This window comes from Desulfofundulus thermosubterraneus DSM 16057 (assembly GCF_900142025.1).
In the GTDB taxonomy this organism is placed as follows: domain Bacteria; phylum Bacillota; class Desulfotomaculia; order Desulfotomaculales; family Desulfovirgulaceae; genus Desulfofundulus; species Desulfofundulus thermosubterraneus.
Genome location: NZ_FQZM01000012.1, coordinates 17,480 through 43,247 on the forward strand (window position 1 = coordinate 17,480; position 25,768 = coordinate 43,247).

At 52.7% G+C, this 25,768-nt stretch carries 25 protein-coding genes, 1 tRNA gene, 1 pseudogene and 2 riboswitches; of the genes and pseudogenes, 3 read left to right on the forward strand and 24 right to left on the reverse strand.

Annotation, left to right across the window (positions count from 1 at the left end):
- Positions 1-77: 77 nt before the first annotated feature.
- The 14 genes from ilvC to groES form a co-directional block, all read right to left on the reverse strand.
- Complete coding sequence (gene ilvC / locus BUA65_RS05425) at positions 78-1,073, reverse strand: ketol-acid reductoisomerase (RefSeq protein ID WP_072867844.1); 996 nt, start codon at positions 1,071-1,073, stop codon at positions 78-80.
- A 3-nt stretch (positions 1,074-1,076) separates the two neighbouring features.
- On the reverse strand, positions 1,077-1,595 hold the full coding sequence (gene ilvN, locus BUA65_RS05430; protein WP_072867846.1) for an acetolactate synthase small subunit: 519 nt from the start codon (positions 1,593-1,595) through the stop codon (positions 1,077-1,079).
- Positions 1,596-1,612: 17 nt separating this feature from the next.
- Positions 1,613-3,271 carry a biosynthetic-type acetolactate synthase large subunit gene (ilvB, locus tag BUA65_RS05435; RefSeq protein ID WP_072867848.1) on the reverse strand — a complete coding sequence of 553 codons (1,659 nt, stop codon included), beginning with the start codon at positions 3,269-3,271 and terminating at the stop codon, positions 1,613-1,615.
- A gap of 19 nt (positions 3,272-3,290) precedes the next feature.
- The gene (gene ilvD, locus BUA65_RS05440; protein ID WP_072867850.1) at positions 3,291-4,949 is read right to left on the reverse strand and encodes a dihydroxy-acid dehydratase; all 1,659 of its coding nucleotides are present in this window, start codon (positions 4,947-4,949) and stop codon (positions 3,291-3,293) included.
- Positions 4,950-5,011: 62 nt separating this feature from the next.
- Complete coding sequence (gene ilvE, locus BUA65_RS05445; RefSeq protein WP_072867851.1) at positions 5,012-5,920, reverse strand: branched-chain-amino-acid transaminase; 909 nt, start codon at positions 5,918-5,920, stop codon at positions 5,012-5,014.
- Positions 5,921-6,085: 165 nt separating this feature from the next.
- Positions 6,086-6,198: riboswitch (guanidine-I (ykkC/yxkD leader) on the reverse strand.
- A 409-nt stretch (positions 6,199-6,607) separates the two neighbouring features.
- Complete coding sequence (gene argH / locus BUA65_RS05450; RefSeq protein ID WP_072867853.1) at positions 6,608-7,984, reverse strand: argininosuccinate lyase; 1,377 nt, start codon at positions 7,982-7,984, stop codon at positions 6,608-6,610.
- 350 nt (positions 7,985-8,334) lie between these two features.
- Positions 8,335-8,412, reverse strand: a tRNA-Arg gene (locus tag BUA65_RS05455).
- A 104-nt stretch (positions 8,413-8,516) separates the two neighbouring features.
- A complete protein-coding gene (locus BUA65_RS05460) occupies positions 8,517-9,464 on the reverse strand; it encodes an L-lactate dehydrogenase (protein ID WP_072867854.1) in 948 nt (315 codons plus the stop codon).
- Between the two features lie 109 nt (positions 9,465-9,573).
- Positions 9,574-10,497 (reverse strand): energy-coupling factor ABC transporter ATP-binding protein, encoded by a 924-nt coding sequence (locus tag BUA65_RS05465; RefSeq protein ID WP_072867856.1) that lies wholly within the window; start codon positions 10,495-10,497, stop codon positions 9,574-9,576.
- Positions 10,494-11,276, reverse strand: coding sequence for a cobalt ECF transporter T component CbiQ (gene cbiQ, locus BUA65_RS05470; RefSeq protein ID WP_072867858.1), 783 nt, complete (start codon positions 11,274-11,276; stop codon positions 10,494-10,496). Before cbiQ ends, BUA65_RS05465 begins: the two co-directional genes overlap by 4 nt.
- The gene (locus BUA65_RS05475) at positions 11,269-11,601 is read right to left on the reverse strand and encodes an energy-coupling factor ABC transporter substrate-binding protein (protein WP_072867860.1); all 333 of its coding nucleotides are present in this window, start codon (positions 11,599-11,601) and stop codon (positions 11,269-11,271) included. The genes cbiQ and BUA65_RS05475 overlap by 8 nt, the downstream gene beginning before the upstream one ends.
- Positions 11,602-11,603: 2 nt before the next feature.
- Positions 11,604-12,302, reverse strand: coding sequence for an energy-coupling factor ABC transporter permease (locus tag BUA65_RS05480; protein ID WP_072867960.1), 699 nt, complete (start codon positions 12,300-12,302; stop codon positions 11,604-11,606).
- 409 nt (positions 12,303-12,711) lie between these two features.
- A riboswitch (cobalamin riboswitch) is annotated at positions 12,712-12,990 on the reverse strand.
- A 101-nt stretch (positions 12,991-13,091) separates the two neighbouring features.
- Positions 13,092-14,711, reverse strand: a complete 1,620-nt coding sequence (groL, locus tag BUA65_RS05485; protein WP_072867862.1) for a chaperonin GroEL — start codon at positions 14,709-14,711, stop codon at positions 13,092-13,094.
- Between the two features lie 54 nt (positions 14,712-14,765).
- Positions 14,766-15,056, reverse strand: coding sequence for a co-chaperone GroES (gene groES, locus BUA65_RS05490; protein ID WP_013823923.1), 291 nt, complete (start codon positions 15,054-15,056; stop codon positions 14,766-14,768).
- 555 nt (positions 15,057-15,611) lie between these two features.
- On the opposite strand from groES, the gene BUA65_RS05495 reads away from it, so the two are divergent.
- The 3 genes from BUA65_RS05495 to BUA65_RS05505 all read left to right on the forward strand — a co-directional run bounded on the left by BUA65_RS05495 (position 15,612) and on the right by BUA65_RS05505 (position 17,181).
- Complete coding sequence (locus BUA65_RS05495; protein ID WP_242656238.1) at positions 15,612-16,313, forward strand: Crp/Fnr family transcriptional regulator; 702 nt, start codon at positions 15,612-15,614, stop codon at positions 16,311-16,313.
- A 125-nt stretch (positions 16,314-16,438) separates the two neighbouring features.
- A complete protein-coding gene (locus BUA65_RS19095; RefSeq protein ID WP_341349609.1) occupies positions 16,439-16,603 on the forward strand; it encodes a pyridoxamine 5'-phosphate oxidase family protein in 165 nt (54 codons plus the stop codon).
- Positions 16,604-16,785: 182 nt separating this feature from the next.
- Positions 16,786-17,181, forward strand: a complete 396-nt coding sequence (locus tag BUA65_RS05505) for a pyridoxamine 5'-phosphate oxidase family protein (protein WP_072867864.1) — start codon at positions 16,786-16,788, stop codon at positions 17,179-17,181.
- A 92-nt stretch (positions 17,182-17,273) separates the two neighbouring features.
- Here the strand turns inward: BUA65_RS05505 and BUA65_RS17615 are convergent.
- From BUA65_RS17615 to BUA65_RS05555, 10 genes and pseudogenes are all read right to left on the reverse strand, one after another.
- A pseudogene (locus BUA65_RS17615) lies at positions 17,274-17,585 on the reverse strand (P-loop NTPase family protein); the annotation flags it as partial.
- 35 nt (positions 17,586-17,620) lie between these two features.
- Positions 17,621-18,112 carry a MogA/MoaB family molybdenum cofactor biosynthesis protein gene (locus tag BUA65_RS05520; RefSeq protein WP_072867870.1) on the reverse strand — a complete coding sequence of 164 codons (492 nt, stop codon included), beginning with the start codon at positions 18,110-18,112 and terminating at the stop codon, positions 17,621-17,623.
- Positions 18,113-18,238: 126 nt separating this feature from the next.
- A complete protein-coding gene (locus BUA65_RS05525) occupies positions 18,239-18,433 on the reverse strand; it encodes a hypothetical protein (RefSeq protein ID WP_013823925.1) in 195 nt (64 codons plus the stop codon).
- A gap of 287 nt (positions 18,434-18,720) precedes the next feature.
- The gene (locus tag BUA65_RS05530) at positions 18,721-19,734 is read right to left on the reverse strand and encodes an MBL fold metallo-hydrolase (protein WP_072867872.1); all 1,014 of its coding nucleotides are present in this window, start codon (positions 19,732-19,734) and stop codon (positions 18,721-18,723) included.
- 220 nt (positions 19,735-19,954) lie between these two features.
- Positions 19,955-20,542 carry a molybdenum cofactor guanylyltransferase gene (gene mobA, locus BUA65_RS05535; protein ID WP_072867874.1) on the reverse strand — a complete coding sequence of 196 codons (588 nt, stop codon included), beginning with the start codon at positions 20,540-20,542 and terminating at the stop codon, positions 19,955-19,957.
- Between the two features lie 22 nt (positions 20,543-20,564).
- Positions 20,565-21,365: a formate dehydrogenase accessory sulfurtransferase FdhD gene (gene fdhD / locus BUA65_RS05540; protein ID WP_072867876.1), complete on the reverse strand. Its 801-nt coding sequence runs from the start codon at positions 21,363-21,365 to the stop codon at positions 20,565-20,567.
- 75 nt (positions 21,366-21,440) lie between these two features.
- The gene (locus tag BUA65_RS18045) at positions 21,441-21,701 is read right to left on the reverse strand and encodes a hypothetical protein (protein ID WP_131821463.1); all 261 of its coding nucleotides are present in this window, start codon (positions 21,699-21,701) and stop codon (positions 21,441-21,443) included.
- A 22-nt stretch (positions 21,702-21,723) separates the two neighbouring features.
- Positions 21,724-22,554, reverse strand: coding sequence for an FAD/NAD(P)-binding protein (locus BUA65_RS05545; protein WP_072867877.1), 831 nt, complete (start codon positions 22,552-22,554; stop codon positions 21,724-21,726).
- Between the two features lie 2 nt (positions 22,555-22,556).
- Positions 22,557-23,600 carry a 4Fe-4S dicluster domain-containing protein gene (locus BUA65_RS05550; protein WP_072867879.1) on the reverse strand — a complete coding sequence of 348 codons (1,044 nt, stop codon included), beginning with the start codon at positions 23,598-23,600 and terminating at the stop codon, positions 22,557-22,559.
- A 6-nt stretch (positions 23,601-23,606) separates the two neighbouring features.
- Positions 23,607-25,754: a molybdopterin-containing oxidoreductase family protein gene (locus BUA65_RS05555; protein WP_072867881.1), complete on the reverse strand. Its 2,148-nt coding sequence runs from the start codon at positions 25,752-25,754 to the stop codon at positions 23,607-23,609.
- Between the last annotated feature and the right edge of the window lie 14 nt (positions 25,755-25,768).

Below are 25,768 nucleotides of genomic sequence, written 5' to 3' on the forward strand. Positions count from 1 at the left end.
AACTCCCCCCTTTTCCAGCCGTTTTTTCCGGGAGTTACCGGGGGGCCCGCCGGCGGGCCCCGCCCTGAACCCGGTATTTAGCGCTTCTGCAGCCAGGGCATCATCTTGCGCAGCTCGGCCCCCACCTTTTCAATGGGGTGTTCGGCCTCCCGGCGGCGCATGGCGCTGAACATGGGCCGGTTGGCCTGATTTTCCAGGATCCATTGCTTGGCAAACTGGCCGCTCTGGATCTCCTGCAATACCCGTTTCATTTCCCTGCGGGTCTCTTCCGTAATGATGCGCTTGCCGACCATGTAATCCCCGTATTCGGCGGTGTTGCTGATGGAGTAACGCATCCAGCTCAGGCCGCCCTCGTAGATGAGATCCACGATCAGTTTCAGCTCGTGCAAGCACTCAAAGTAAGCCATTTCCGGGGCGTACCCGGCCTCCACCAGGGTGTCGAAGCCGGCCTTGATTAACTCGCTGACCCCACCGCACAGGACGGCCTGCTCGCCAAAGAGGTCGGTTTCCGTTTCTTCCCTGAACGTGGTCTCGAAAACGCCAGCCCGGGTGCCGCCGATGCCCTTGGCGTAGGCCAGGGCCAATTCCCGGGCCCGGCCGCTGGCGTTCTGGTGCACGGCCACCAGGCAGGGCACCCCCTTGCCTTCGGTATACATGCGGCGCACGATGTGCCCCGGCCCCTTGGGGGCCACCATAATGACATCCACTTCCTCCGGAGGCACAATCTGCCCGTAGTGGATGTTGAAGCCGTGGGAGAACATGAGGGTCTTGCCCGCCGTCATGTGGGGGGCAATGTCCTCCGTGTACAGGCGGGGCTGCACCTCATCGGGCACCAACACCTGGATGATGTCCGCCCGGGCGGCAGCCTCGGCGGGGGTGTAAACCTCAAATCCATCGGCTTTAGCCTTTTCCCGGCTGCGGCTGGCCTCATGCAGGCCAACGATCACATTTAACCCGCTGTCTTTTAAGTTTTGGGCCTGAGCGTGTCCCTGGCTGCCGTAGCCGATAACAGCAATGGTTTTCCCCTGTAACACGGCCAGATCAGCATCGTTATCGTAATACACTTTCACCATTCTCTAATCATCCTCCCGTGTACCATTGGTATTGATATTGGTATAGCGGGAACCCCGCAGCATGGCAATTTTACCTGTACGCACCAGTTCTTTAATCCCGTAGGGCTTGAGGGACTCCTCAAAGGCCCTGATCTTGCCTTCGTTGCCGGTGCATTCCAGGATCATGGTCCGCCGTCCCAGGTCCACAATGCGAGCCCGGAAAATATCGGCAATCTGCATTATTTCCCCCCGTTTTTCCGGCTCGGCGCTCACCTTGATGAGCACCAGTTCCCGGTCCACGTATTCGTCGGCGGTGATGTCGCTGATCTTGATCACATCGATGAGCTTGTGGAGTTGCTTGGTCACCTGCTCCAGCACCCGGTCGTCTCCTTCCACCACAATGGTCATGCGGGAAATGGCCGGGTTGTCGGTGCGGCCCACCGCCAGGCTGTCAATGTTGTATCCCCGCCGGCTGAACAGACCGGCCACCCGGGCCAGGACCCCGGGGTTGTTTTCCACCAGCACCGCCAGGGTGTGTCGCATGATACCACCTCCCCGGTTTAGCCTAACATGCGGTCCAGGGACTCACCCGGAGGAACAAAGGGCAGGACATTCTCTTCCCGTTCAATGACGAAGTCGATGAGCACCGGTTTAGATGTAGCCAGGGCCTGTTCCAGGGCAGGCCTGACGTCGGCGGCTTTCTCCACCCGCATGCCCACAGCACCGTAGGCCTCGGCCAGCTTGACAAAGTCGGGGTTAACCAGTTCGGTGTAGGAATAGCGCCGGTTGTAAAACAGCTCCTGCCACTGGCGAACCATCCCCAGGTACCCGTTATCCATGATGGCCACCTTTACCGGCAGGTCATAGTTTACCGCCGTGGCCAACTCCTGGATGTTCATCTGGATGCTGCCGTCGCCGGCGATGTCAAAGACAATCTCACCGGGGCAGGCCACCTGCACGCCGATGGCTGCAGGCAGGCCAAAACCCATGGTGCCCAGCCCGCCGGAAGAAATGAAAGTCCGGGGACGGGTATAAGTATAATAATGGGCCGCCCACATCTGGTGCTGGCCCACCTCGGTAGTAATCCTGGCCTGGCCTTTCGTCACCCGGTATATCTCCCGGATGACCTGCTGGGGCTTGAGGTGGCCGTTTTCTTCGTAGGTAATGGGATATTCCTTTTTCCAGGTCTGGATCTTTTCCTGCCAGGCACCCGGCAACTTGGCTTCAAGACGCTCAATAAGGGCGGAAAGCACCCGCTTGACATCCCCCACCAGGGGAATATCTACCCGTACATTCTTCCCTATTTCCGCCGGGTCAATGTCAATGTGCATGATCCTGGCCTGGGAAGCAAAACTCTCCAGTTTACCGGTAACCCGATCGTCAAACCTGACACCCACGGCAATCAACAAATCGCACTCGCAGACAGCAAAGTTGGCGTACTTGCTGCCGTGCATGCCCAGCATGCCCAGGGACAGGGGATGATCCCCGGGAAAGCCCCCCAGGCCCATGAGGGTGGTGGCCACCGGGGCCAGGATCAGCTCGGCAAAACGGCGCAGCTCCCGATGGGCGCCGGAATAAACCACACCACCCCCGGCGTAAATAACCGGCCGCTCGGCCCGGGCTATGGCCTCCGCCGCCCGGTTGAGCTGTTCCGCCGACGGCTCCAGCACCGGGTGATACCCGGGCAGGTTCACCGGCCCGGGATCCTCATATTCGGTCTGGTCACTGGAGACGTCTTTGGGTATATCTACCAGTACCGGGCCGGGCCTGCCTGTAGTGGCGATGTAAAAGGCCTCCCTGATGACGCGGGCCAGATCCCGCACGTCTTTCACCAGGTAATTGTGCTTGGTAATGGGCAGGGTGATCCCGGTAATATCCGCTTCCTGGAAGGAATCCTTGCCCAGCTGGGAGGTAACCACCTGCCCGGTAAAGGCCACCAGGGGTATGGAATCCATGTAAGCGTTGGCAATGCCCGTAACCAGGTTGGTGGCACCAGGACCGGAGGTGGCCAGGCACACCCCCGGCCTGCCTGAAGCCCGGGCATAGCCGTCCGCCGCATGGGCAGCACCCTGTTCGTGCCTGGTTAAAATGTGCCGGATATCTGCATCGTAGAGGGCATCATAGATGGGCAATACCGCACCTCCGGGATAACCGAAGATGGTATCCACTCCCTGTTCCCGCAAACTGTCGACCAGGATTTGCGCCCCGGATTTTTTCATGCCCCCTCACCTCCACCATCTATTCGAAAACTGCTCCCGTGCCGGCCGAACTCACCTGCCGGGCATAGCGGGCCAGATAACCTCCGGTCACCCGGGGAGCAGGAGGAGTCCACCGGGCCAGCCGGTCCTGGATTTCTTCCGGACTGAGTTCTACGTCCAGGCGATAATTGGGAATATCAATGACGATCATATCCCCGTCCCTCACCACGGCCAGGGGACCGCCTGCAGCCGCCTCGGGGGAGATATGGCCGATGGAGGCACCCCGGGTGGCACCGGAAAAACGCCCGTCGGTCAAAAGGGCCACATCCCTGTCGAGCCCCATCCCCGCCACCGCCGCCGTGGGGGCCAGCATTTCCCGCATGCCGGGACCGCCCCGGGGACCTTCATAACGGATGACAATTACGTCGCCCCTGTTTATGGTGCCGCCCAGGATGGCCGCCAACGCCTCTTCTTCGGAATCGAAGACGCGGGCCGGCCCGCGGTGCACCATCATTTCCGAGGCCACGCCGGCCTTTTTCACCACCGCCCCGCCGGGTGCCAGGTTCCCCCGCAGGATGGCTATGCCACCGGTAGAGCTGTGCGGGTTCTCAACGTCCCGGATTACCTCCGCACGGCTCACCCGGCAGCCCCGGATCAATTCGCCAACGGTTTGCCCGGAAACCGTGGGCAAATCCAGGTGAAGCAGATCCTTTTTCGCCAGCTGGGCCATTACCGCCCGGATGCCCCCTGCTTCATGGAGGTCCTGCATGAAGTAGGGCCCCATGGGGCTGAGCTTGCACAAATTTGGCGTGCGGGCACTGATTTCATTGATCTTGTCCAGGCTGATTTCCACCCCGGCCTCCCGGGCAATGGCCGGTAGGTGCAGCACCGTGTTGGTGGAACAGCCCAGGGCCATATCCACGGCCAGAGCGTTTTCAAAGGCCCTGGCGGTCAGGATGCTTGACGGCCTCACATCCTCTTTCACCAGTTCCACAGCGCGCATGCCCGTCAACTTGGCCAGCCGGCGCCGGGCCGCCGAAACGGCAGGGATGGTGCCGTTGCCGGGCAGGGCCATGCCGATGGCCTCGGTAAGGCAGTTCATGGAGTTGGCGGTGAACATACCGGCGCAGGAACCGCAGCCCGGACAGGCCTCCTCCTCCAGGGCGGCCAGTTCCTCTTCCGTCATCCGGCCCGCCCGCACGGCCCCCACGGCCTCGAACATGTTGCTTAAGGACAAATCCCGGCCCTGGTAGCGGCCGGCCAGCATGGGGCCGCCGCTGATCACTATGGCTGGAATGTCCAGCCGGGCGGCGGCCATGAGCATGCCCGGCACGATCTTGTCACAGGCGGTGACCAGGACCAGGCCGTCAAACTGGTGGGCCTGGACCATAACCTCTATGGAATCGGCAATCAGCTCGCGGCTGGCCAGGGAATACTTCATGCCGCTGTGGTTCATGGCAATGCCGTCGCAAACCGCAATGCAGGGAAACTCCACCGGCGTGCCGCCGGCCATTCGCACACCGGCCTTGACCGCGGCGGTAATCTCGTTTAAATGCATGTGCCCCGGCACGATTTCATTGAAGGAATTCACCACCCCGATCATGGGCCGCTCCAGTTCCTGGTCCACGAAACCCAGGGCCTTTAAAAGGGAACGGTGCGGGGCCTTCTCCAGACCCTTTTTTATGGCGTCGCTACGCACGGTCAAGCCCTCCTTATTCAGTCGTCAGTCGTCGGAAGTCGGAAGTTGGAACTGACCGGACACTAGCCGGCGCAGTTCATGCTACGCTCATCTTCCCGGAAAATAACCGGCCCGTCAACCCTGGTCAGTTCGCGGTAGGCGTGGATCAACTCCCAGGTCATTTTCCCGGGACGGCCGTCGCCAATGACCCGGCCGTCCAGCTTAACCGCCGGGATGACTTCCGCCGCCGTGCCGGTGAGGAAGCACTCATCGGCGGTGTAAATATCATGTCTGGTAAAGAGTTTCTCCTCCACCGGGATGCCCTTTTGACGGGCTATCTCCATCACGGTGTTGCGGGTAATCCCCTCCAGAATGCCCGCATAGGGCGGCGGGGTAATGAGCACGCCGTTTTTTACAATGAAAATGTTGTCACCGGTGGCCTCGGCTACATAACCCTCCTGGTTCAGCATCACCGCCTCGGGGGCACCCACCAGGTTGGCTTCCATCTTGGCGTAGATGTTGTTGAGGTAGTTTAAAGATTTGACCCGCGGGTTGCAGGCCTCGGGCAGGTTCCGCCGGGTGGCCACGGTAACCAGTTCCAACCCCTTTTCATATAATTCTTCGGGGTAGAGCTGGATGGAAGCGGCTATGCAGAAGATGGTCGGATTGGGGCACTTGCGGGGATCAAGGCCCAGATCCCCCCGGCCCCGGGTGACCACCAGGCGAATGTAGCCGTCCCGCAGGCCGTTGCGCCGACAGGTTTCCAGCACCACTTCTTCCATTTCAGGCATGGTGATGGGAATATCAAGGCCTATGGTGCGCGCCGACTCGTATAAGCGTATAATATGCTCCCTGAGCTTGAAAACCCGGTTATGGTAAGCCCTGATGCCTTCAAAAACGCCGTCCCCATATAGAAGGCCGTGATCGAAAACGGACACCACTGCCTGCTCTTCCGGTACAAACTCACCGTCAAGATAAATAATCAGCCCCATCAAAACACACCTCTCTTCTTTCTTGCAAATTCACTCTCTCCTGCCCCATTAAAACATCCCTCTCCCCCATCCGGGGGATAGCTACAAGTAACACCAATGTTCACCCCCGCTTCAAACCAGTAAAAAAGAAGACCCGAAACGATATTTCCCACAGAGTGGAACCTATCCGCTCGGGTCTTTTATCCCCACGGTGTAACCGCCGCGATTTTTCGCCGGCGGCCTGTACCGCTTGGACCAGTCCCCCGCAAAGGCGGGGCGGAACCCTAGGTACACTTCCCTCCGTAAAACCGTATGTACTTGTGGGATAAAAATTAAAAACCCCTCACCCCGGGCAGCTTAAAGAAAACTGCCAGGGACGAGAGGAAAATCCTCGCGCGGTACCACCCTGCTTGCCCTTGCCTCACGGCAAGAACCCCTTATGTGTCCCCACCAGGACACGGCTTTGGTAACGGGTGACCAACCCGGCCCGGCTTAGTCGGCACCATTCCAAAAGTGCTTTTCAGCTGGCGACTCCGAGGCGATCCTTTCACCTGCTCCGGCACCGGTTCGCAGCTACCCCGGCTCTCTGCAGCCTGGACGACAGGTTACTCGCTCCCCTTCACAGTCTTTATCCGTAAACTTGTTATCCAGTATACAGATTCAGGTTACGGGTGTCAAGCAATTTTTAGTTAAGAATTTGTTTAGTTTTTACCGGCCCAACCTCTCCCTGGCCCGGGAAATGGCCTCCCGGACAGAATCCGGTGCCGGCCCCCCCAGCACTCGCCGGGCGGCCACGCACTGCCTGATATCAATGGCCTGGTAGACATCTTCTTCAACCTGGGGGGCAAAATGCCTGAACTCCTCCAGTGACAGTTCCTCCAGGGATTTACCCCGGGACAGACAGTAATAAACCAGTTTGCCCACCTGTTCATGGGCTTCCCGGAAGGGTACACCTTTTTTCACCAGGTAGTCCGCCAGGTCGGTGGCGTTGGTGAAGCCCCCCCTTGCCGCCCCGGCCATATTTTCCGGGCGCACCTTTAAACTGGCTACCATGGGCGTGAAAACCCGCAGGCACTTTTTGACCGTATCCACGGCATCAAAAAGTGCTTCTTTATCTTCCTGCATGTCTTTATTGTAAGCCAGGGGTAACCCTTTGAGCATGGTCAAAAGGGTCATCAAATCGCCAAACACCCGGCCGGCTTTGCCCCGGGTCAACTCCGCCACATCGGGGTTCTTTTTCTGGGGCATCATGCTGCTCCCGGTGCTGTAGGCGTCATCCAGCTCCACAAAGGCAAACTCTGCAGAAGACCAGAGGATAATCTCCTCACAAAAGCGGCTCAAGTGCACCATGATCAAAGCTGCGGCAGCCGCAAATTCCACCGCAAAGTCCCGGTCACTGACGGCATCCAGGCTATTTTCCGCCACGGCGGCAAAACCAAGCTGTTCGGCCACGTAGGCAGGATCTATGGAAAAGGTGGTGCCGGCCAGGGCCCCTGCGCCCAGGGGCAGGACATCCGTACGCCGCCGGCAGTCCTGCAACCTGTCCACATCCCGTCCGAACATCTGCACATAAGCCATTAAATGGTGGGCCAGGGTGATGGGCTGGGCCCGCTGCAGGTGGGTGTAGCCGGGCATGACCGTATCCAGGTGCTTTTCGGCCAGATCCAGCAGAGTTTCCTGCAGCTGTCTGAGGAGAGCAATAATCGCGTCAATTTCATCCTTGAGATACATGCGCACATCCAGGGCCACCTGGTCGTTGCGGCTGCGGGCGGTGTGGAGCTTTTTCCCCACCGGACCGATGCGTTCGGTAAGCAGTTGCTCGATATTCATATGAATGTCCTCGGCGGCCACCGAAAACTCCACCCGTCCGGACTCAATGTCAGCCAGGATGTCTTCCAACCCCTGTACTATGGCCTCCGCCTCTTCCAGAGCAATAATCCCCTGTTTGGCCAGCATACGGGCGTGGGCTATGCTGCCCCGTATATCGTACCGGTACAACCGTTGGTCAAAGGAAATAGAAGAATGGAAGTCGTCCACCAGGTGATCCGTAGCCTTTTGAAAGCGTCCTCCCCACAGTTTGGCCACTGAAAACACTCCCTACGGCAAGAGATTGTTAGCTGCACCAGCCTGTTTGCAACGATTCTTGTTGATTTTAGCATTCCCACGGCGGGTAATTCAAGCCCCATAAACGTCTTTTGGGATTCCGCCCGAATTCAATTCTTCCCCCAATTGGACCACTTAACAACCATTTATAAAACAGCTCGCCGAGAATGGCAAGTTTCACATAGCAACAAAAGCAGCAGTTAAGGGCCTGAGAAGCGGTGTAGGAGTTCTTGCCCTTAACGACTGCTGACAAGCTGTAAAATTCCGAGGTAGTATTAAGGAAATCAAAAACCCGCAAACCCTTGATCTAATCGGGCTTGCGGGTCTTATCCTGGTGCGCCTGGCAGGAATCGAACCTGCGCAAGACCCGGCTCCGGAGGCCGGCGCTCTATCCGCTGAGCTACAGGCGCATCTAAACAGCTGCACATGTTATTATATCAAAACCACAAAAAAAAGCAATAGTAAATTCTTTTACATAATATGGGCCACACGGCATATGGCCATACGGCGCCCTTTACGGTAAATCCAGTTGCGATGTAATTGATTTTAGCGTCCGGGCGGAATGATGTAAGGCTTCTTCTTCCTGGGGAGCCAGGGGCACGGCCAGCACCCGGGCCCGGCCCGTCCGGTTTACAATGGAAGGGAGGCTAAGACAAACGCCAGTTATCCCATATTCGCCATCCACCAGGCCAGATACTGTGAGGATGGAGTTTTCGTCCCTTAAAATGCTTTCGCAAATTCGTTTCACCGCCAGGCCAATGGCATAACACGTGGCTCCCTTGCGGGCGATAACCTCGTAGGCCGCCTCCCTCACCCGGCGGGTGATTTCATCAGGATTAAGGCAGGGCACCCCACGCCAGCAGCAGAATTCCTGCACCGGCATGCCGGCAATGTTGGCCAGGCTCCACAGGGGTACTTCCGTGTCCCCATGTTCGCCTACCACGTAGGCGTGAATGTTCCGGGGTTCCACCTGGCAGTATTGACTGAGCAAATAGCGGAAACGGGAGCTGTCCAGGACCGTGCCAGAACCGATAACCCGGTTGGGAGGCAGGTTGGTCAAGCGCAACGCTGCGTAGGTAAGGATGTCCACCGGATTGGTTACCATCAAAAACACCCCGTTCTCCTCCAGGGGCATGAGGCGAACAAGAACGTCTTTCAGAACGGCATAATTCCGTTGCACCAGATCCAGGCGTGTTTCCCCGGGTTTCTGGTTAACCCCGGCGCAAAAGACGACGATATCGGCATCGCGGCAGTCCTCATATTCGCCGGCGTAAATGCGGATAGGTTTGATGAACGAGGCACCGTGGGCCAGGTCCATGGCCTCCCCCTCGGCCCGCTCCCGGTTGATATCCACCAGCACCAGTTCACTGACCAGGCCGCTCATCATCACCGCGTAGGCGGTAGCGGAGCCGACGGCACCTACCCCCACCACGGCTATTTTACGCTTATCATTTACGGGCATCCGCTTCCCCTCCCCCTTTATTCTTCCCCTCCTCCCAGAAAAATTATCCCCAAATTTTCAGGGGAGCATTTACTTCATCCACTCATAACCATTATCGCCAAGGCCTATCTTATTTCCTCCCCACATTGCATGATGCACATTCCGGGTGCATCTTTCCCCGGGGGAAAAGATGTACCAAAGCAGGCTTCCCTGAACCGGAAGCCCTTTGAATATAGTCAAAAAGTTGTTCTTTCGTACGGGGCAAGGGTAAACCGTCAGGCAGCCATCCCCTGCGGCTCAGCTGCTCATGGATCTCCACCAGCCAGGGACGGGTCAAATCACTTTGCTGTAAAAGCTGCCCGTCACAAAAAACCTCCCCGGGCAAACCTTCCCCCACCACGGTGCCGCGGTTCATCACAAACACATAATCGGCCCAGGAATAGGCCAGGTCCACATCGTGGGTGGCCATGATAACGGTAGTACCCTGCCGGTTGATACGGTCAAAAAGTTCCATTACCTGGGCAGCATGTACGGGATCCAGCCCGGCAGTAGGTTCATCGCAGATCAGCACACTGGGCTCCATGGCCAGAACACCGGCCAGGCAAACCCTTTTTTTCTGGCCGTAGCTTAAAAGGTGGGTGGGCCTGTCTCTGAGGTCGGCAATTTCCGTAGCCTCCATGGCGTTTTCCACGCGGCGGGCCACCTCCTTTTCGGGCAGCCCCAAATTTAAAGGACCAAAAGAAATTTCCTGAACCACGCTGGCCGAGAAAAGCTGAGTATCGGGGTCCTGAAAAACAATGCCCACATTTTTACGCAAGTGCATCAGCGAACTGTGATCGTACCGCACCTCCCGGCCGGCAAACAACACCCGGCCCCGCCCCGGGCGCAAGATGCCGTTAAAGTGGAGGAAAATAGTGGTCTTCCCGGCCCCGTTGGAACCCAGCACCGCCACTTTCCTTCCTTTTTCAATGGCCATAGTGGCTCCCCGCAGGGCGATCGTACCATCGGAATAGACAAAATGAATATCACGAGCTTCCAGGATAAACTCCTTCAAACAGGCCACCTCCAGCTCACCAGAACCAGAACCAGCAGGATAAAATCTACAAGGGCAATAAGGGCCAGATTTTTCCTGGATACCGGGCGGGGGTCTTCCCACATCCGTATCTCTCCCGTATAACCCCTGGCCAAAAGGGCGGTGAAAAGGGCCTGGGAGTGGTAACATGACTTGACAAAAAGGTTTGATACCAGTTGAGCCAGGGAACGAAAAGATGTCTTTAAGCTGGCATAGCCACAGCGTGAGGTCTGGGAAATGTACATGCTACCGGCTGTTTCCATGATTACGAAGATAAATCGGTAGACCAGGCCCATCAATTCAATTATTAAGGCAGGCACCTTTAACCGGCGCAGGACAGAAATGATCTCCACCATGGGAGTGGTCAGAGATAAAAAGTAAAGACAGGAAACGGCCCCCAGAGACTTGGTAAAAAGCAGGGCCGCATGATAAAGGCCCGGTATGGTTACACCCAAGGTAATCCCCCAGATAGCGAACCCGTACACCGCCGGGTCGGGTTCTCGGGAGATGGTCAAGGTGATGGCCAGCAGCCCGGCCACCAGAAAACCCAGAGGCAGCAACAAAAGCCTGAAGTAAAAGCGGGCCGGTACGCGGGCACCTAGTATTATGGCCGCCGCCGTCAGACCGGTGACCAGGGCAGGTACCAGTACGCTTGAAGCCGCCAGGCATATACTCATGGTAAGCATGGCAAAGGCGAATTTTTCTCCAGGATGAACATGGCGCAGGCTGCTGGTATATGCATACTGGTCAATTTTAAGCACCAGTATCTCTCTCCTCTAACAACTCCCCGGGTTGCTTTCGCTTGACGTGGTTCCCCCTCCATCCGCGGTAGAACCCTATGAAATAGCCGATAAATCCGGCACCCAGTGCTGCTTGCAGGGCAAAGAGCAAGCTTTCAATTTCTCCGCTGGGAGGCTCCCACACGGATTTAAACCACGGCTGGTAGTCCGGCTGTAATTCTCCAATGATTTTCTCTGCCTGGTCATCGGCCCCTCCAAATTCAGCATTTTTATTCATCACCAGGGGAAAGACAGCCAGTACCAGGACAATGAAAATCAACAACAGGTTTTTCACACCGGTTCTCATCCTCATACCTCCCGGGATAAGACTCGTAATTGTTCCAGTTCATGGCGGTTGTGAGCAACCAGGAAGTTAAAAACAATAATGGTTAGAATACCCTCGCTGATGGCCAGCGGCACCTGGGTTACCGCAAAGATACCCATGAACTTGATCATGGCCGCTACCACCCCGCCATGGGAAGCGGGAAAGGCCAGCGCCAATTGTATGGACGTGGTAACATAGGTCAACAGGTCACCTAAAAAGGCAGCCAAAAATACCGAAAGCCACCGGGGCAGGGCCAACCTTTCACCCAACCGGTAAATAACGTAGGCCGCCAGGGGGCCCACCACCGCCATGGAAAAGGTGTTGGCCCCCAGCGTGGTTAAGCCGCCGTGAGCCAGCAGAACCGCCTGAAAGAGCAGCACGATGCAGCCCAATACGCTCATGGCCCACGGCCCGAAAAGTATGGCCCCCAGCCCGACGCCGGTGGGATGAGAACAGCTGCCGGTAACGGAAGGAAGTTTCAAAGCCGAAAGGACAAAGGCAAAGGCACCAGCCAGCCCCAGGAGCATTTTCACACCCGGGTCAACCTTTACGGTCTTTTGAATGGACAGGATACCTGCAACGAGAAACGGTAAGGTCAGAGCATACCAGAAAAGACACCACTTTAAGGGAAGAAACCCCTCCATTATGTGCATGGCCCAGGCATTTTGCTGCGGGAAAATCATAAAGCAGGTGAACAATAAAAGCAGGACAAGGATCCTTGAATGCACTCACATGACCCCCTTTGGGAAAATATTCTTCAAAAGCAAATCCCCCCGACCTAACGGGGGGAGAAACGCCGGTAGTCCGGGAACAAAAGGACTAGCCCCACCGCCTTCCCCGGTGTCGGGTAACAAGAAGTGGAATAGGCACGTCCTTTCTGCCGTCAGATCATCGCCCCTTCAAGTTTTACCCTTCCTTTGAAAGGGCTCCCCCGGCATTGGACCACACAGGCCACTTTTAAGCTCTATCCCTCGGGATAAAGCACCTATTCTTAAAAATTTGTCGGCTGAAAGTAAAGAACCCCCTGTCCGAAACGGGCACAGGGGAAAATGGCTTACAAGCGGCTTCACCTCCCCATGGACCGTAGGTACGAGCGGTGAATTGGAACGGGCAGGTTTCCTGGCTCATGGATCACTGCCTCACCACGCCTTCCCAGCCCAGCACTCAACCATGCTTATTTCTGTTCACCGTTACTTTGTATTTATCACCAATTAACGTTAATCACAGCAGAATCAAACAGATTAAGTGCTGAACCAGTGGCTTTGTGTGGCGGGCTCCCCATTTACAGTGGCGGCACCGCGTCAGATTTTCACTGACTTCCCTCTATCCCTGTCTCTTTTGGCAGGGAGCACCCGTCCAATATTCAATTGCCTAAATTATAACACAACAGGCATATGCTGTCCAGAAGGATTGCCCGAAAAATAAAAAGTCCCCGCGCAAAAAACGCGGGGCTTTTCAATTTTCGTTTTACCTTACATTGGAGGCATTCCGCCGCCCATACCGGTATCCTTTTCCTTTTCCGGCTTTTCCGCCACCAGGGTTTCAGTGGTCAGAATCATAGCGGCAATGGAAGCGGCATTCTGCAGGGCAGACCGGGTCACCTTGGCCGGATCCACAATACCGGCTTCAATCATGTTCACATACTCGCCGGTCAGGGCGTTGAAGCCCATACCATCGGGCAGTGCCTTGACCTTCTCCACCACCACGGAACCTTCCGCACCGGCATTGTTGGCAATTTGCCGCAGCGGTTCTTCCAAAGCCCGGCGCACAATGTCCACACCGGTTTTTTCATCAAGACTGGCGGTTTCGATGCCATCCAGGGCCTTAATCGCTGCTACATAGGCCACACCGCCACCGGAGACAATACCTTCCTCCACGGCAGCCCGGGTGGCGTTCAGGGCGTCCTCGATGCGCAGTTTCTTCTCCTTCATTTCAGTTTCAGTGGCTGCGCCAACCTGGATCACCGCAACGCCGCCGGCCAGCTTAGCCAGACGCTCCTGCAGCTTCTCCCGGTCAAAGTCGGAGGTAGTTTCTTCGATTTGCTTCTTGATGGAGGCGATCCGGGCATTAATCTTGTCCTGGGAACCGGCACCGCCGACAATAATGGTTTCTTCCTTCTTCACCCGTACCTTGGAGGCCCGACCGAGCATGTCGATGGTGGCCTTGTCCAGCTTGAGGCCCAGCTCTTCGCTGATTACGGTACCGCCGGTAAGAATGGCGATGTCCTCCAGCATAGCCTTGCGCCGGTCACCAAAGCCAGGAGCCTTGACGGCTACGCAGGACAGAGTGCCGCGCAGCTTGTTCAGCACCAGGGTAGCCAGGGCCTCACCTTCCACATCCTCGGCAATGATCAACAGCGGTTTGCCCGCCTGCACGATCCTTTCCAGAATGGGCAGCAGGTCGGCCACTGCGCTGATCTTCCGGTCGGTAATGAGGATGTAGGGATCGTTGAGGATGGCCTCCATCTTCTCGGTATCGGTGATCATGTACGGGGATATGTAACCCCGGTCGAAATTCATCCCTTCCACCACTTCCAGGGTGGTGCCGATACCCTTGGATTCCTCGACGGTAATTACACCGTCCTTGCCCACCTTTTCCATGGCTTCAGAGATCAATTCGCCGATGGACGGGTCGTTAGCCGAAATGGAAGCTACCTGAGCAATGGCAGCCTTGCTTTCCACCGGCTTGGCAGCTGCCTTGATGGCCTCTACGGCTTTATCTACCGCCTTTTCAATGCCCCGCTTGATGATCATCGGGTTGGCGCCGGCAGCCACGTTCTTCAAACCTTCACGGACAATGGCCTGGGCCAGTACAGTAGCAGTGGTGGTACCATCGCCAGCCACATCGTTGGTCTTGGTGGCTACTTCTTTAACCAGCTGAGCGCCCATATTTTCAAAGGGATCGGTCAATTCAATTTCCCGGGCAATGGTCACACCGTCGTTGGTGATCATGGGAGAACCAAACTTCTTCTCCAGCACCACGTTGCGGCCCTTTGGTCCCAGGGTAACCCGTACCGCTTCAGCCAGGGCATTGACGCCCCTTTCCAGGGCACGGCGCGCGTCTTCCCGGAAAATAATCTCTTTACCAGCCAATTTCCTCGACCTCCTTAGATATTTTGATCACGCGTTCCAAAGCACCACTTACTTTTACTTTTCAATAACCCCAAGGATGTCAGCTTCACGCATGATCAGATACTCTTCATCATCTATCTTGACCTCGTTGCCGGCATATTTGGAGAACAAAACCCTATCCCCCACCTTGAGATCAATGGGTACACGGGTACCATTTTCCAGCAGGCGGCCGGGACCTACCGCCACCACTTCCCCCTCCTGGGGCTTCTCCTTGGCGGTTTCAGGCAGCACAATGCCCCCCTTGGTCTTCTCCTCGCTGGGCAGCGGCTTGACAACCACCCGTTCACCTAATGGCCTAATCTTCACCTAAAACCCCTCCTTTAAGATAAGAGATTGATTTCTTCTATTGTTAGCACTCATTTAAACCGAGTGCTAATACCCAAATACTATAATATAAAGGGGGAAGAGCAAAAGCAACTGTCCTTAAAAGACTTAATCCCCCTTTTGCACCGGTCAAGGGAAATTACAGGGAATTATCTCGCTTTTTCTCCCGCCAATGAGCTGTTATCACTGCTTTTTGTGCAAACATTTCTTAGCTGCCCTAGAAACATTTTCTCCACAAAAAAAATGCTTTATACACGCAATATCTGTGCAGGGGTTGGAAGGCCCCAAAAATCAGGGCTTCCCGGCCTTTGTTTTCTCCAGTTGCAAACATTTGCAAACCTACTTGCTGAAGATGCTCTCGATGGTTTTCACTGTCTCTGCCTGGGCGTCGGGCAGGACGTGGGAGTATGTGTCCGGGGTAATCTGCACGCTGGAGTGCCCCAGCCGCTCGGCGACGAACGCTACATGTTAAAATTTTTACATTGTCTGAAAAAAAGTTATGGTAAAATTATGTGTTTAGAAACAGGCACAATTAAGTTGAATGAAAATTTGATGGGCAGGGAAAAGAAGATGGAAGTAAAACGTTGCCTTTGCCTTAAGGATATTCCCCTTTTTATTGGTGTGGAGAGGGAAACCTTTCGGCCCATTTGCCAAGCTGCTACAAAACGCTATATCCGGAGGGGAGAGGTTCTTTTTTACCAGGGGGATAAAGTAGATACTGTTTGCCTGGTTAAGGAAGGAAGTTTTAAAATGGTACGGGTAAGCGAAGATGGCCGGGAGACAATTTTGCAAATCATTACCCGGGGCGAAACCATCGGTGAAGCTGCTCTGTTTCAGGAAAAATGTCATCCGGCAACTGCCATCGCTCTAGAAGACGCCAAAGTTTGCAGCATCAGCAGACGCCTCATGGAAGAGGTAATCAAAAAAACACCGGATCTGGCGTGGCAGGTTATTGCTAGCTTGGGAAGCCGTCTTTATGCTACCTGGGAGCAGGTAGCCGAATTAAATTCGCTTACTACCCGGGAGAAAGTGTTAAGTTTATTAATACGGCTGGCCCGGGAACACGGTGAAGTCTGCCCTGAAGGTACGCGTATCAAGCTCCATTTAACTCAGCAGGAAATAGCTTCCATGGTAGGAGCATCTCGGGTAATGGTGGCACAGGTGCTGAAAGAACTGGCCACGAGTAATTACCTCTACCGGGAAGAAAAGTACTATGTTTTACGTGATCGATGCTTTTAAATTTCGTGTGATAATGTAAAATCTTTTACAGCTCCCTCCCCGGGCAAGTGTTAATATCAAGTTAAGCTTTTTTAAGGGGAGGTGAGTAAGAAAAAAGTAGTTGCTCTGCAGGTTGCGGCACGATTTTGATCCCAGAAATCAAAAAGGTCATTTCCGAATTGCCTTTCCTGGCCCTGAACACTGTATCAAAGGAAGGGCAGCCCCACCTGATCGTGGTCGGCCAAGCAAAAGAAATCCGGGATGATGATATGCTGATTTTCGGCGTATACAAGATGGTCAAAACCCGCTAAAACCTTTCTGAAACAGGCTTAATGCAGGTAGTTGCGGTATCCGGCAAGGTCGGTTACCGCCTGAGCGGAAAAGCATGTGCTAAAGAAAATGAAGTACTGTTCAAGGTAGAAAAAGCCGAAGCATTATTATAGGCGGCATTTTTAAGTGATGAATCTGTGAAATAAGTTTAGGGGGGTTACCTATGCCTAAGATTACTGAGGAAATGAAGTCCATCATTGAGAGGGAGCTATGCTTTATAGTAACTGCTGATAAAACGGGGCAGCCGTCTGCAGCCCCCAAGGCTTCCATGGCGGTGCTAGACCATCAAACCCTAGCGTATGGTGAAGCAATTGGAAAGCAAACTTACCGGAACTTACTGGAAAACCCCAAAGTTGCCGTAGTGGTTGCCGACCGACAGTCGATGAAAGGCTATCGATTTGTTGGCCGGGCCGAGTTGATTTTTGAAGGCCCCCTCTATGAACGCTTTGTTGAAGAATTTGCTCAAATGGGTGTGCCCAAGCCCAAAGCAGCAGTAAAAATTTCTATAGATGAGATTTATGATCTTTCGGTAAGTAACCCGGGAGAAAAAATCAGTTGATTTTTTTATCTAGACTCATAAAGAGAGAACCTTGCTAAAGCAAGGCTCTCTCTTTCTTTATATAACCATAGTCCACCACGGTTTCCTTGAATAAACTTCAGCGCCCTTCCGTCGGGCGTAACCTCGGGGACGAGACCGAACCTGTTTTCCACCACCTTCTCCCGGAGCTGGTTGATGAAGATCACAACCGCCCTGTTCTTGGAGACCACCGCCGTCACCTTGCGCGTGGCTTAGGATATAAGACGCGCCCGGAGCCCCACCTGCACCTCGCCCATCTCCCCGTTGATCTCGTTTTGCGACACCAGGGCGGCCACCGAGTCCACGACCACCACGTCAACGGCGGCGCCCGTCACCAGCAGGTCGCAGAATTCCAGGGCCTGCTCCCCGTAGTCCGGCTGGGAAACCCAGCCGTAAGCTTTTGCCGCAGGCAAAGCTCCCCTTAGTCCGCCCCGCACTCCCCACTCCGACCGGTCAGTACTTCCAATCCATGGGAAAGTACCGGTAAAATCACTTCCAGGCACTCCCTGACCGCCTTGGCACTGCCCGGCAGGTTGATGATGAGCGTTTGGTGACGGATGCCGGCTACGGCCCGGCTCAGCATGGCCCGGGAAGTCTTCTTGAGGCTTTCGTAGCGCATCGCCTCGGGAATACCCGGCACCTCCCGCTGGATAACCGCCCGGGTTGCCTCGGGGGTGTTGTCCCGCGGGGCAAAGCCTGTACCCCCGGTAGTTAAAATCAGGTCCAGCTTCTCCTGGTCGACCATTTTAATAAGTATTTCCTTCAAGACATCCAGGTCATCGGGCACAATATGGTAAGACACCACTTCTCCCCCGATGCTGGCCACCATATCCCGGATCACCTGCGCGCTCTTATCCTCCCGTTCACCCCGGGACCCTTTGTCACTGGCCGTAAGAATACCTACCCGCCACAAGTTTCAGCACCCCCAAACGTTTTTCACCCATTGTCTGGAATTTAGAAGCCCTGGGGCCAAAAAGCTCGGGGGCTTCTTAAAATAATACCATGCCGCGAAGAAAATCCGCCTGCAATTGCGTTCTAACTAGAAACATCCCAGCTCACAGGCCTTAATCTTTATACCGAGGATGTCGCAGGCCGTCCCTACCATACGCACCGGGACATTCAGTTCCCTGGCCAGCTCCCGAGCGGCAGTGCAGGTTAACCGGCCTTCAACTGCAGCCTGTTTAACCGCTTCCAATACCTTTGGTTCTACGGAATTATTTTCCTTCTGCTTCATTTTCCAGCCCCCTCACATCTAACCACTACAAAAAAAACATAATGTAAAAATAGTCAGTGTCGAATAAGATCTTCAGCTTTAGCCGGGTTAGGTCAACCTGCCAGCCGCGTTCCCCCTAGAAAAACCTAACCGGCCCGGTGTCCCCTCTCCATAGGCAAGGTATACTTTTTCTGGTCGCGGGCGGTCGCCAGCACCCGCTACTTAAGAATCACCACTTAAGAATGAGACAAAACCTTCTCTATCATTATGCCATTGATTATACCATGGAAGCAAATGTTTTGGTACCGCTAACTGGAGTCGCCTCGCCCGACATCCATGGAAAGATCAGGTACACTATCATTTCCTGAAAATATATATACCCCATCACGCTTATATACTTTTAACTCTCCCCTCTTCAACAGGAACACCATATGAGCCAAAGTTTCGGCCATGGCAAACCTGATCTCATGCGGGGAAAGATTTTCATCAAAAATTTTCGTGCAGACATCATAGGCAGTAGCTCCCTGGAATGCAATTTTTTTGATTAACTCCAACCTTTCACGATGGTGAGTTTCCAGCTGATCAATTCTTTCTTCCAAGCAATCAAATGGTTCCCCGTGGGCGGGCAAGACACGTCGACATTTCAAATGGCGATTTTGTTGTAAGGATTGCATGAAATTTGCTAGTGGGTTTGGAGCAGAATAGGGCAACAGGCTAATGTTGGAGGTAATTTTTGGCAACAGATGGTCTCCCGAAAAGAGGATATACTTTTCAATGTTATAAAAACAAACATGGCCATCGGAGTGACCGGGAGTTAAGATTATAAGGTAATTGTAATCACCCAACTGTATTGTTTCCCCGGGTTTGATAATGTTTAAGCGAGGATGCGGCCGGGTTAGAGGGATCATTTGTAACATGCACTCGACTACGGCGGCTGTTAGGTCTTGTGGCATACCATTTTCTATAAACATTTTCTTTACACTGGACCAAGTTTGCTCTCCTTTTTCCCAATATCTTTGCGCAACCGCGGCATCCTCTGCACTAATATAAACAGGTGCGCCGGACATCTTTTGTAGCCAACCGGCAGCACCATAATGATCGGGATGGAAATGCGTTAAATAAATCCCCCGGATATCATTAACTCTCACTTGATAAGTTTCCATGAACTGTTGCCAGGTCTTTCTGCTTGCTTCCGTATTCAACCCCGTATCTATTAACCACCAGCCATTACTCCCTTTAATGGCGTAGCAATTAACATGATCAAGCCTGAAGGGAAGAGGTAATTTAACTCTATGGATACCCAATTGTTCGTCTATAAGCATAAAATCGTCTCCTGGATTTTGAGTTTTAAGTTTATTGAGCATGGTAGTTCATGCTACCTGCCTATCGGACAGTTGATTAAGCACTGGTAACACTCATAGTAAAATCCAAGACCTTGATTCTGTAAAAATTCCAAACACCTATCTTCATTTCCGGTTGGCAAGAACAACAACAGAGCAGCAATCATAAAATTAATGCAGTATTTTTGTATTTACTTAGAAATCAGCTATACTTTACAAGCTCTAAAAGATCCCTGGGTGTATTAATATTTATAAAAACCCTTTTAAGATCAGGAACAAGATTTAATCTAGATTCATCAATATAATTTACCTTGAGCCTGGACAGCAGATCCACTAACTTAAAATTCTTGTTATCAATAACCTGCTCTATGCTTGGCAAACAACTTTTGCTGTAAACAGCAAATAACGGTTCCATACATTCTTTAATACGGGGGACAACAGCATCATAGCCGGAGCAAGTTCCGACCAGGACCGGGATCAACCTGGCATCAATAAAAGGCATATCACAGGCCACGACAAAAATATATGGAGTATCAGCAAAGGTTAAACCGGCATGAATTCCACCCAGTGGCCCGCACCCCGACCTAAGATCGTTTACCACGGGCAATCCCAGGTGCTGGTATAAAAATTCACGCTTGTTACTTACGACCATGACTCTAGAAAAAACTTTCCTTAACTCCGAGGCAATCTTTTTAATCATGGTGGTTTGACCGATGGGTATGAAGGCCTTATCCATACCCATACGCGTGCTTTTCCCACCGGCCAGAATTACTCCTGTTATTTCCGTCATTGCAAAAAACTCCTTTAATATGCTATTCTTTATCGTCTATGACTACCCTTTCGGGGTGTGTATAGATGTTCAAGCGGTCCTGGCGCACAAAACCAACTACAGTTATATTCAGGCTATTCGCCATATTCAGGGCAAGGTCGGTGGGAGCAGAGCGGGATATAATTAGCGGTACTCCAACTCTAGCAACTTTAACGATCATCTCAGATGAAATGCGACCGGACAGAAGGACAAACTTATCATTAAAGGGAACACCGTCAAGGAAGGCACGCCCCAGGACCTTATCAACCGCATTGTGCCGCCCGATGTCCTCGTAAAAGTAAAGGATCTCTTGCGCTGTACAAAGGGCCGCACCATGCGTTCCACCGGTACTCTTAAAAACAAGCCCCTGGCTTTCTCTTCTCTCATTTAAGGCTTTAATCTGGCTGGCTTTAACAGTAAAATTGGCCTCTACCGGTTTCAGGCCGGCATCGTTCATGAAATAAAAAGTGGAACGGCCACGACCACAACAAGAGGCCAGACAACGTTTTAAAAACAGCGATTCAGCCGGGTTGGACTGCACGGTTTCGGCCCAAACGAACCCCTCTTCAGGCAATACCTTTATACCTAGGAGATCCTTTCTATCCGTAATTATGCCTTCGACCAGCAAAAACCCCGCTACCAAAGCATCGATGGCAGAAGGCGAACATACCATCGTGACAAACTCCTGATCATTCAAAAAAATGGTTATCGGAACCTCGCGAACTACTTCGTCCTGTTCCTGTGTTAAGGAATTACCCCTCAATCGAAAAAGTTGCACCTCAGTAGTCAACTTCTCCTGTTGCAACTTAAAGACCTCCCATAAGTATCCGGAATAACCAGGCCAAGTATTAGGTTATCAATGCCCAACCCTTTCCTGCATTTACAAATTAAGACGGTAAATAAAATCCTCTCCACGCTTAAAATTCTGTTCATTTGGGAACCTACGTGCACATACCGCTCTCGATTCGTGCCGGGCAAATATGGGCCGCAATGGCGGCACGCCACTCCAAGCTATTTGTTCTTCCTGACCATTTATCCCGATCATTTTTTGCGTGCCGCCATTTTCAGCGCTGCCAAAACCAGCTACCCCCAAAAAAACAAGTTCCGCTTCCGGTATTGCACAAGTCTCTTTGGAAAGCACCGGCTACTACCTTGCGTTCCACCTAAAATGCTCTCTCCAGTGCATCCTTTATACTTCCATAAGTGAAGATCGGACCATCCAGACACACCCTCTTCTGGCCGACCATGCAATGGCCGCACATCCCCATGCCACATTGCATTCGCCTCTCCATGGAAACAAGCATCTGGTCGTCACCGAAGCCCATATTGGCCAGGCACTGAGTTGCAAACTTCATCATTATACTAGGCCCACAGACAACGGCCATCGTATTGACAGGATCGAGTGTTGTTCTCTTGAAAAGTTCTGTTACGACGCCAACATGTCCTTCCCAACCGGCATCCGGTTGATCGACGGTAAGAAGGATCTCGATGCCCTGTTCTTGCGCCTCTTCATTATTGAAGAGGAAGTCCTTGTAAATCAGATCACCTGGAGTTCTTGCTCCATGCAGTAACTGCAATTTACCATAATGGTCCCTGTTCTCAATAATGTAATTTATCAAATACCTCACAGCAGCAAGCCCAACTCCACCAGTTACAATACAGATGTTCTTTCCCTTCATTTCAGCCAATGGAAATCCGTTACCAAACGGCCCTCGGATTCCGATTGTCGAGCCTACGCTCAAGTTTGCAGTTTCCTTCGTGACCTTTCCGATCCGCTGGATTGTAGTTTGTAAACGATCCCGTGTAGGTCCGAGAACAGCCGAAACGCTCACAGGAAACTCACCGTAGCCAAAAATGGTTAGCTCGACAAACTGGCCTGGCAGTACGCTGAAAGGTTTTCGGCTTTTAAGTGAAATTGTCAGTGTTCTAATATTAGAGGTCTCTTCTTTTATATCTTCTACCAAAGCTAGCTCAGGCATATATAGGTTATTCATCCCTATCCCTCCTGCAGTCTCCTTAAAGCAGCACGAACATCAATATGAGACGGGCAGAATTCCATGCATCGCCCACAGCCGACACAAGACACCGATCCATGTTGCTTTGCAGTGTAGTAAAACTTGTGGTAAAGCCTGTGTTTGAACCGCGAGCTCTTCTCCCCTCTCATATTTAGGTTCCCGGCCATTTGGGCGAACCTCTCAAAATGGCATGAATCCCATACGAGTACCCTTGTTCCTTCACTTCCGTCCGGGCTCGTTTTGTCGATAATGGTAAAGCAGTGGCACGTCGGGCAGACCATATTGCAGGCGCCGCACGTAAAACAATTATCGGAAAACTCATTCCAGAGTTCATCGTTGTACTTGTCTGCCATAACAGATATTATCTTCGCTGGATCTACTTTCTCCGAAAGCCTCTCCTTAACTTTTTTCAGCTTTGCCTCTCTCAGTTCTCTATCCTGATCGGTCGCATTCCTGAAGTAATCAGCGGATATAAGCTCTTTGCCCAAATCGGTTCTTGCTCTAAAGAAGTAACTGTCTCCTATATCCGTCATCAGCAGGTCGTAGCCGCTTTCAATATCGGGCCCTGAACCCAGGCTACTACAGAAACAGTGTTGCCGGGTTTCACTACAAGTCAAACCAATTATGATGCTCTTGCGTCTCTTGTCCTGGTAATAATGGTCCACAAAGCTATCTTCCATGAAAACTTTATCGAGGCACAATATTGCTGTAATATCACAAGGTCGTAATCCAAAAAGAACTCTTTCCTTATCCCAAACTTCCCGCAGGTCCTCTAACTTCACATTCTGGCCATTTTTTTCATATTTATAGAGTGGTTGACTATCCGGAAAATATATCCTCTTAGGAGACAACATGCTGGACTTATAGTCAATTTCCAGATCCTCCACCCTTTTTACGTAGTCAAAGGTCGTATAGGTATACGTGGACGTGGCTCCACCCTTCTTTGTTGGCCCGATAACTTTATACTTTGTTACCAGATCACCCAAAAACCTAGAGAAATGCGCTTTATCCAGAACTTTTTCCATATTTAATCACTCCTTTTCCGGCGCCTTATATACTTTGCAGGGATATCCTCTTAATGTAACGGAACCGGTCGGATAATCCCAAGGAGGAGCGTAATCGGTTATAAGGTTCATGTTTGCATCCTCGTAGACATGGTCTCCCCATCCGAATTCCACATTTACAACCTTGGGGTGCATACCTGGCTGCACCGAAAGTTTTTGCTTCATCCTGCCTTTGTATGTCTCGATGTAGATCCAATCACCATCCTGTAGCCCCAATTCTTTTGCAGTTTCCGGGTTCATATAGGTTGTGGGAGCCAGGGACTTCTTCCTCATTGCCTCAACATTCCTGTACCCGGAAAGCATAAAAATCTCGCTCTTGTAGTTAGTCATGATGAGCGGATATTCCTTACTAAGTTCGAAACGGCCCATCAGGGGTTCCTTAAGGTCTTTAAACCGCGGTAGAGGATCAACATTCGCCTTTTTCAACGCTTCGCAATATATTTCCACTTTTCCGGAAGGAGTACCATAACCTGCCACCTTGTCGGGATCATATTTGCTTTTTCCATGAAGATACTTTACTTCATCCCGAAACTGCTTCCAGATTAACCCGAGGGGTTTCAACATATAATCCAATGCCTGTTCTTCATTCTCCCAGAAATAACGCTCCAGGCCGACTCTCTTGGCGAGCTCATTTATGATTTTCATGTCCGACCAGGCTTCACCCGGAGGATCCACCACCTTGCAATTGGCTCTGATGTTTGCGAACCAGGCTGGCCAATACGCTATACTGTCATGTTCGTGCAGAAAGGCAGCCGGCAGGACAATATCGGCGATCCTCGTGGTAGCTGTATGGAACAGCTCCGACACAACCAGCAGTTCGAACTTTCTGAAAGCCGCCTCCGTCGCTTTTGAGTCGGGATAGGTGAGAAGAGGATTTGTGACAAAAGCAAGCCCAACCTTCGGCAGGTATGGCTTTTCCTCCAACAGGGCATGCACCAGTGCCTGCGTAGGTACGTACCCAAATCTTGAAGCAAGACCGAAATCCGGCCCACAAATGGTCCTCTCGGGTGACCTCGGATATTCCCGCAGTCTGTCTTTCAAATCACCAAGCATGAATGAACCCGGCGGATGGTATTTCGGCGGCACAAGTTCTACATGGCCTCCTGAAGGGGTGTTTACGTTGCCGGTTATACCTCTTAAGATGCAGATCGCCCGCAAAGTTTGAAACGCCTGTACACTACCTTCCAGGGCATTGCCGGTTCCTATAATTCCGGGCTTATTAGTGGCGTAGAGTCTTGCCACCTGTTGGATAGTCTCTTTGGGCACCCATGTGAGTTCTTCTACCTCATCGAGAGTGAACGTCGCGACTTCTTTGCAGAGTTCATCAAAGCCGACCGTCCAGTTCTCGATATACTCCCGGTCATAGAGATTTTCTTCTATTATGACCTTTATCATGCCCATGGCCAGTATACCGTCACTATTGGGCCTGGGCCTGATCCAGTAGTCTGCATCAGAAGCGCGCATTCCCTTCTCAGGCCATATCTCTATGTTCTTGGGATCGACGACGACCAGTTTGGTATCCCCGCTTACCAGGGCTCTGTTGAAGTCGTAGCGTCCTATGTTGGAAAAAGTCCCACCCGTATGAGCTGGATTCGCACCCCAAATCACTATGACCTTCGGATTACTATCCATTCTTGCCATGATGTAGCGGGAACCGAAGGTATATCTTAAGGCTTCGGTGTTTTGCACACCGCAATAGTTGCCTGGAGTGATAACGTTCGGTGTGCCAAAGGCTGTAGCAAATCTCTGCGCAAAAGCAAACTCCATTCCTTTTGGCTCTCCAAGGATCAGCACAACCCTTTCTGGTCCATATTTCTCTTTAACTTCAAGCAGCTTGGCAGCGATTGTATCAAGGGCTTCATCCCAGGAAATCTCTTCCCACTTGCCTTCCCCTTTAGCACCTTTCCTTTTTAAGGGCTTCTTGAGGCGGTCGGGACTGTTTACAGTTCCAATCAGATGATCCGCACCTTTCTGCACCGAGCACATATGAACCGGAAAACCGGATCCTCCAGCTGCCTTGACTTCCACAACTTTTCCATCCTCAACAATAACCTTGAGGGCGCAGTGATTCGGACAAATATGGCAAAATGTGACATGCTCTTTGCGCAAAGCCATCTTCAATATCCCCC

Coding starts and splice junctions, on each gene's coding strand:
- ilvC (WP_072867844.1), bottom strand. CDS start 1,073: ATGGTGAAAGTGTATTACGATAACGATGCTGATCTGGCCGTGTTACAG.
- ilvN (WP_072867846.1), bottom strand. CDS start 1,595: ATGCGACACACCCTGGCGGTGCTGGTGGAAAACAACCCCGGGGTCCTG.
- ilvB (WP_072867848.1), bottom strand. CDS start 3,271: ATGAAAAAATCCGGGGCGCAAATCCTGGTCGACAGTTTGCGGGAACAG.
- ilvE (WP_072867851.1), bottom strand. CDS start 5,920: ATGGGGCTGATTATTTATCTTGACGGTGAGTTTGTACCGGAAGAGCAG.
- BUA65_RS05460 (WP_072867854.1), bottom strand. CDS start 9,464: ATGCCCGTAAATGATAAGCGTAAAATAGCCGTGGTGGGGGTAGGTGCC.
- BUA65_RS05475 (WP_072867860.1), bottom strand. CDS start 11,601: ATGAGAACCGGTGTGAAAAACCTGTTGTTGATTTTCATTGTCCTGGTA.
- BUA65_RS05480 (WP_072867960.1), bottom strand. CDS start 12,302: ATGATTTTCCCGCAGCAAAATGCCTGGGCCATGCACATAATGGAGGGG.
- BUA65_RS05505 (WP_072867864.1), top strand. CDS start 16,786: ATGCCTAAGATTACTGAGGAAATGAAGTCCATCATTGAGAGGGAGCTA.
- BUA65_RS05525 (WP_013823925.1), bottom strand. CDS start 18,433: ATGAAGCAGAAGGAAAATAATTCCGTAGAACCAAAGGTATTGGAAGCG.
- BUA65_RS05530 (WP_072867872.1), bottom strand. CDS start 19,734: ATGCTTATAGACGAACAATTGGGTATCCATAGAGTTAAATTACCTCTT.
- mobA (WP_072867874.1), bottom strand. CDS start 20,542: ATGACGGAAATAACAGGAGTAATTCTGGCCGGTGGGAAAAGCACGCGT.
- BUA65_RS05545 (WP_072867877.1), bottom strand. CDS start 22,554: ATGAATAACCTATATATGCCTGAGCTAGCTTTGGTAGAAGATATAAAA.
- BUA65_RS05550 (WP_072867879.1), bottom strand. CDS start 23,600: ATGGAAAAAGTTCTGGATAAAGCGCATTTCTCTAGGTTTTTGGGTGAT.
- BUA65_RS05555 (WP_072867881.1), bottom strand. CDS start 25,754: ATGGCTTTGCGCAAAGAGCATGTCACATTTTGCCATATTTGTCCGAAT.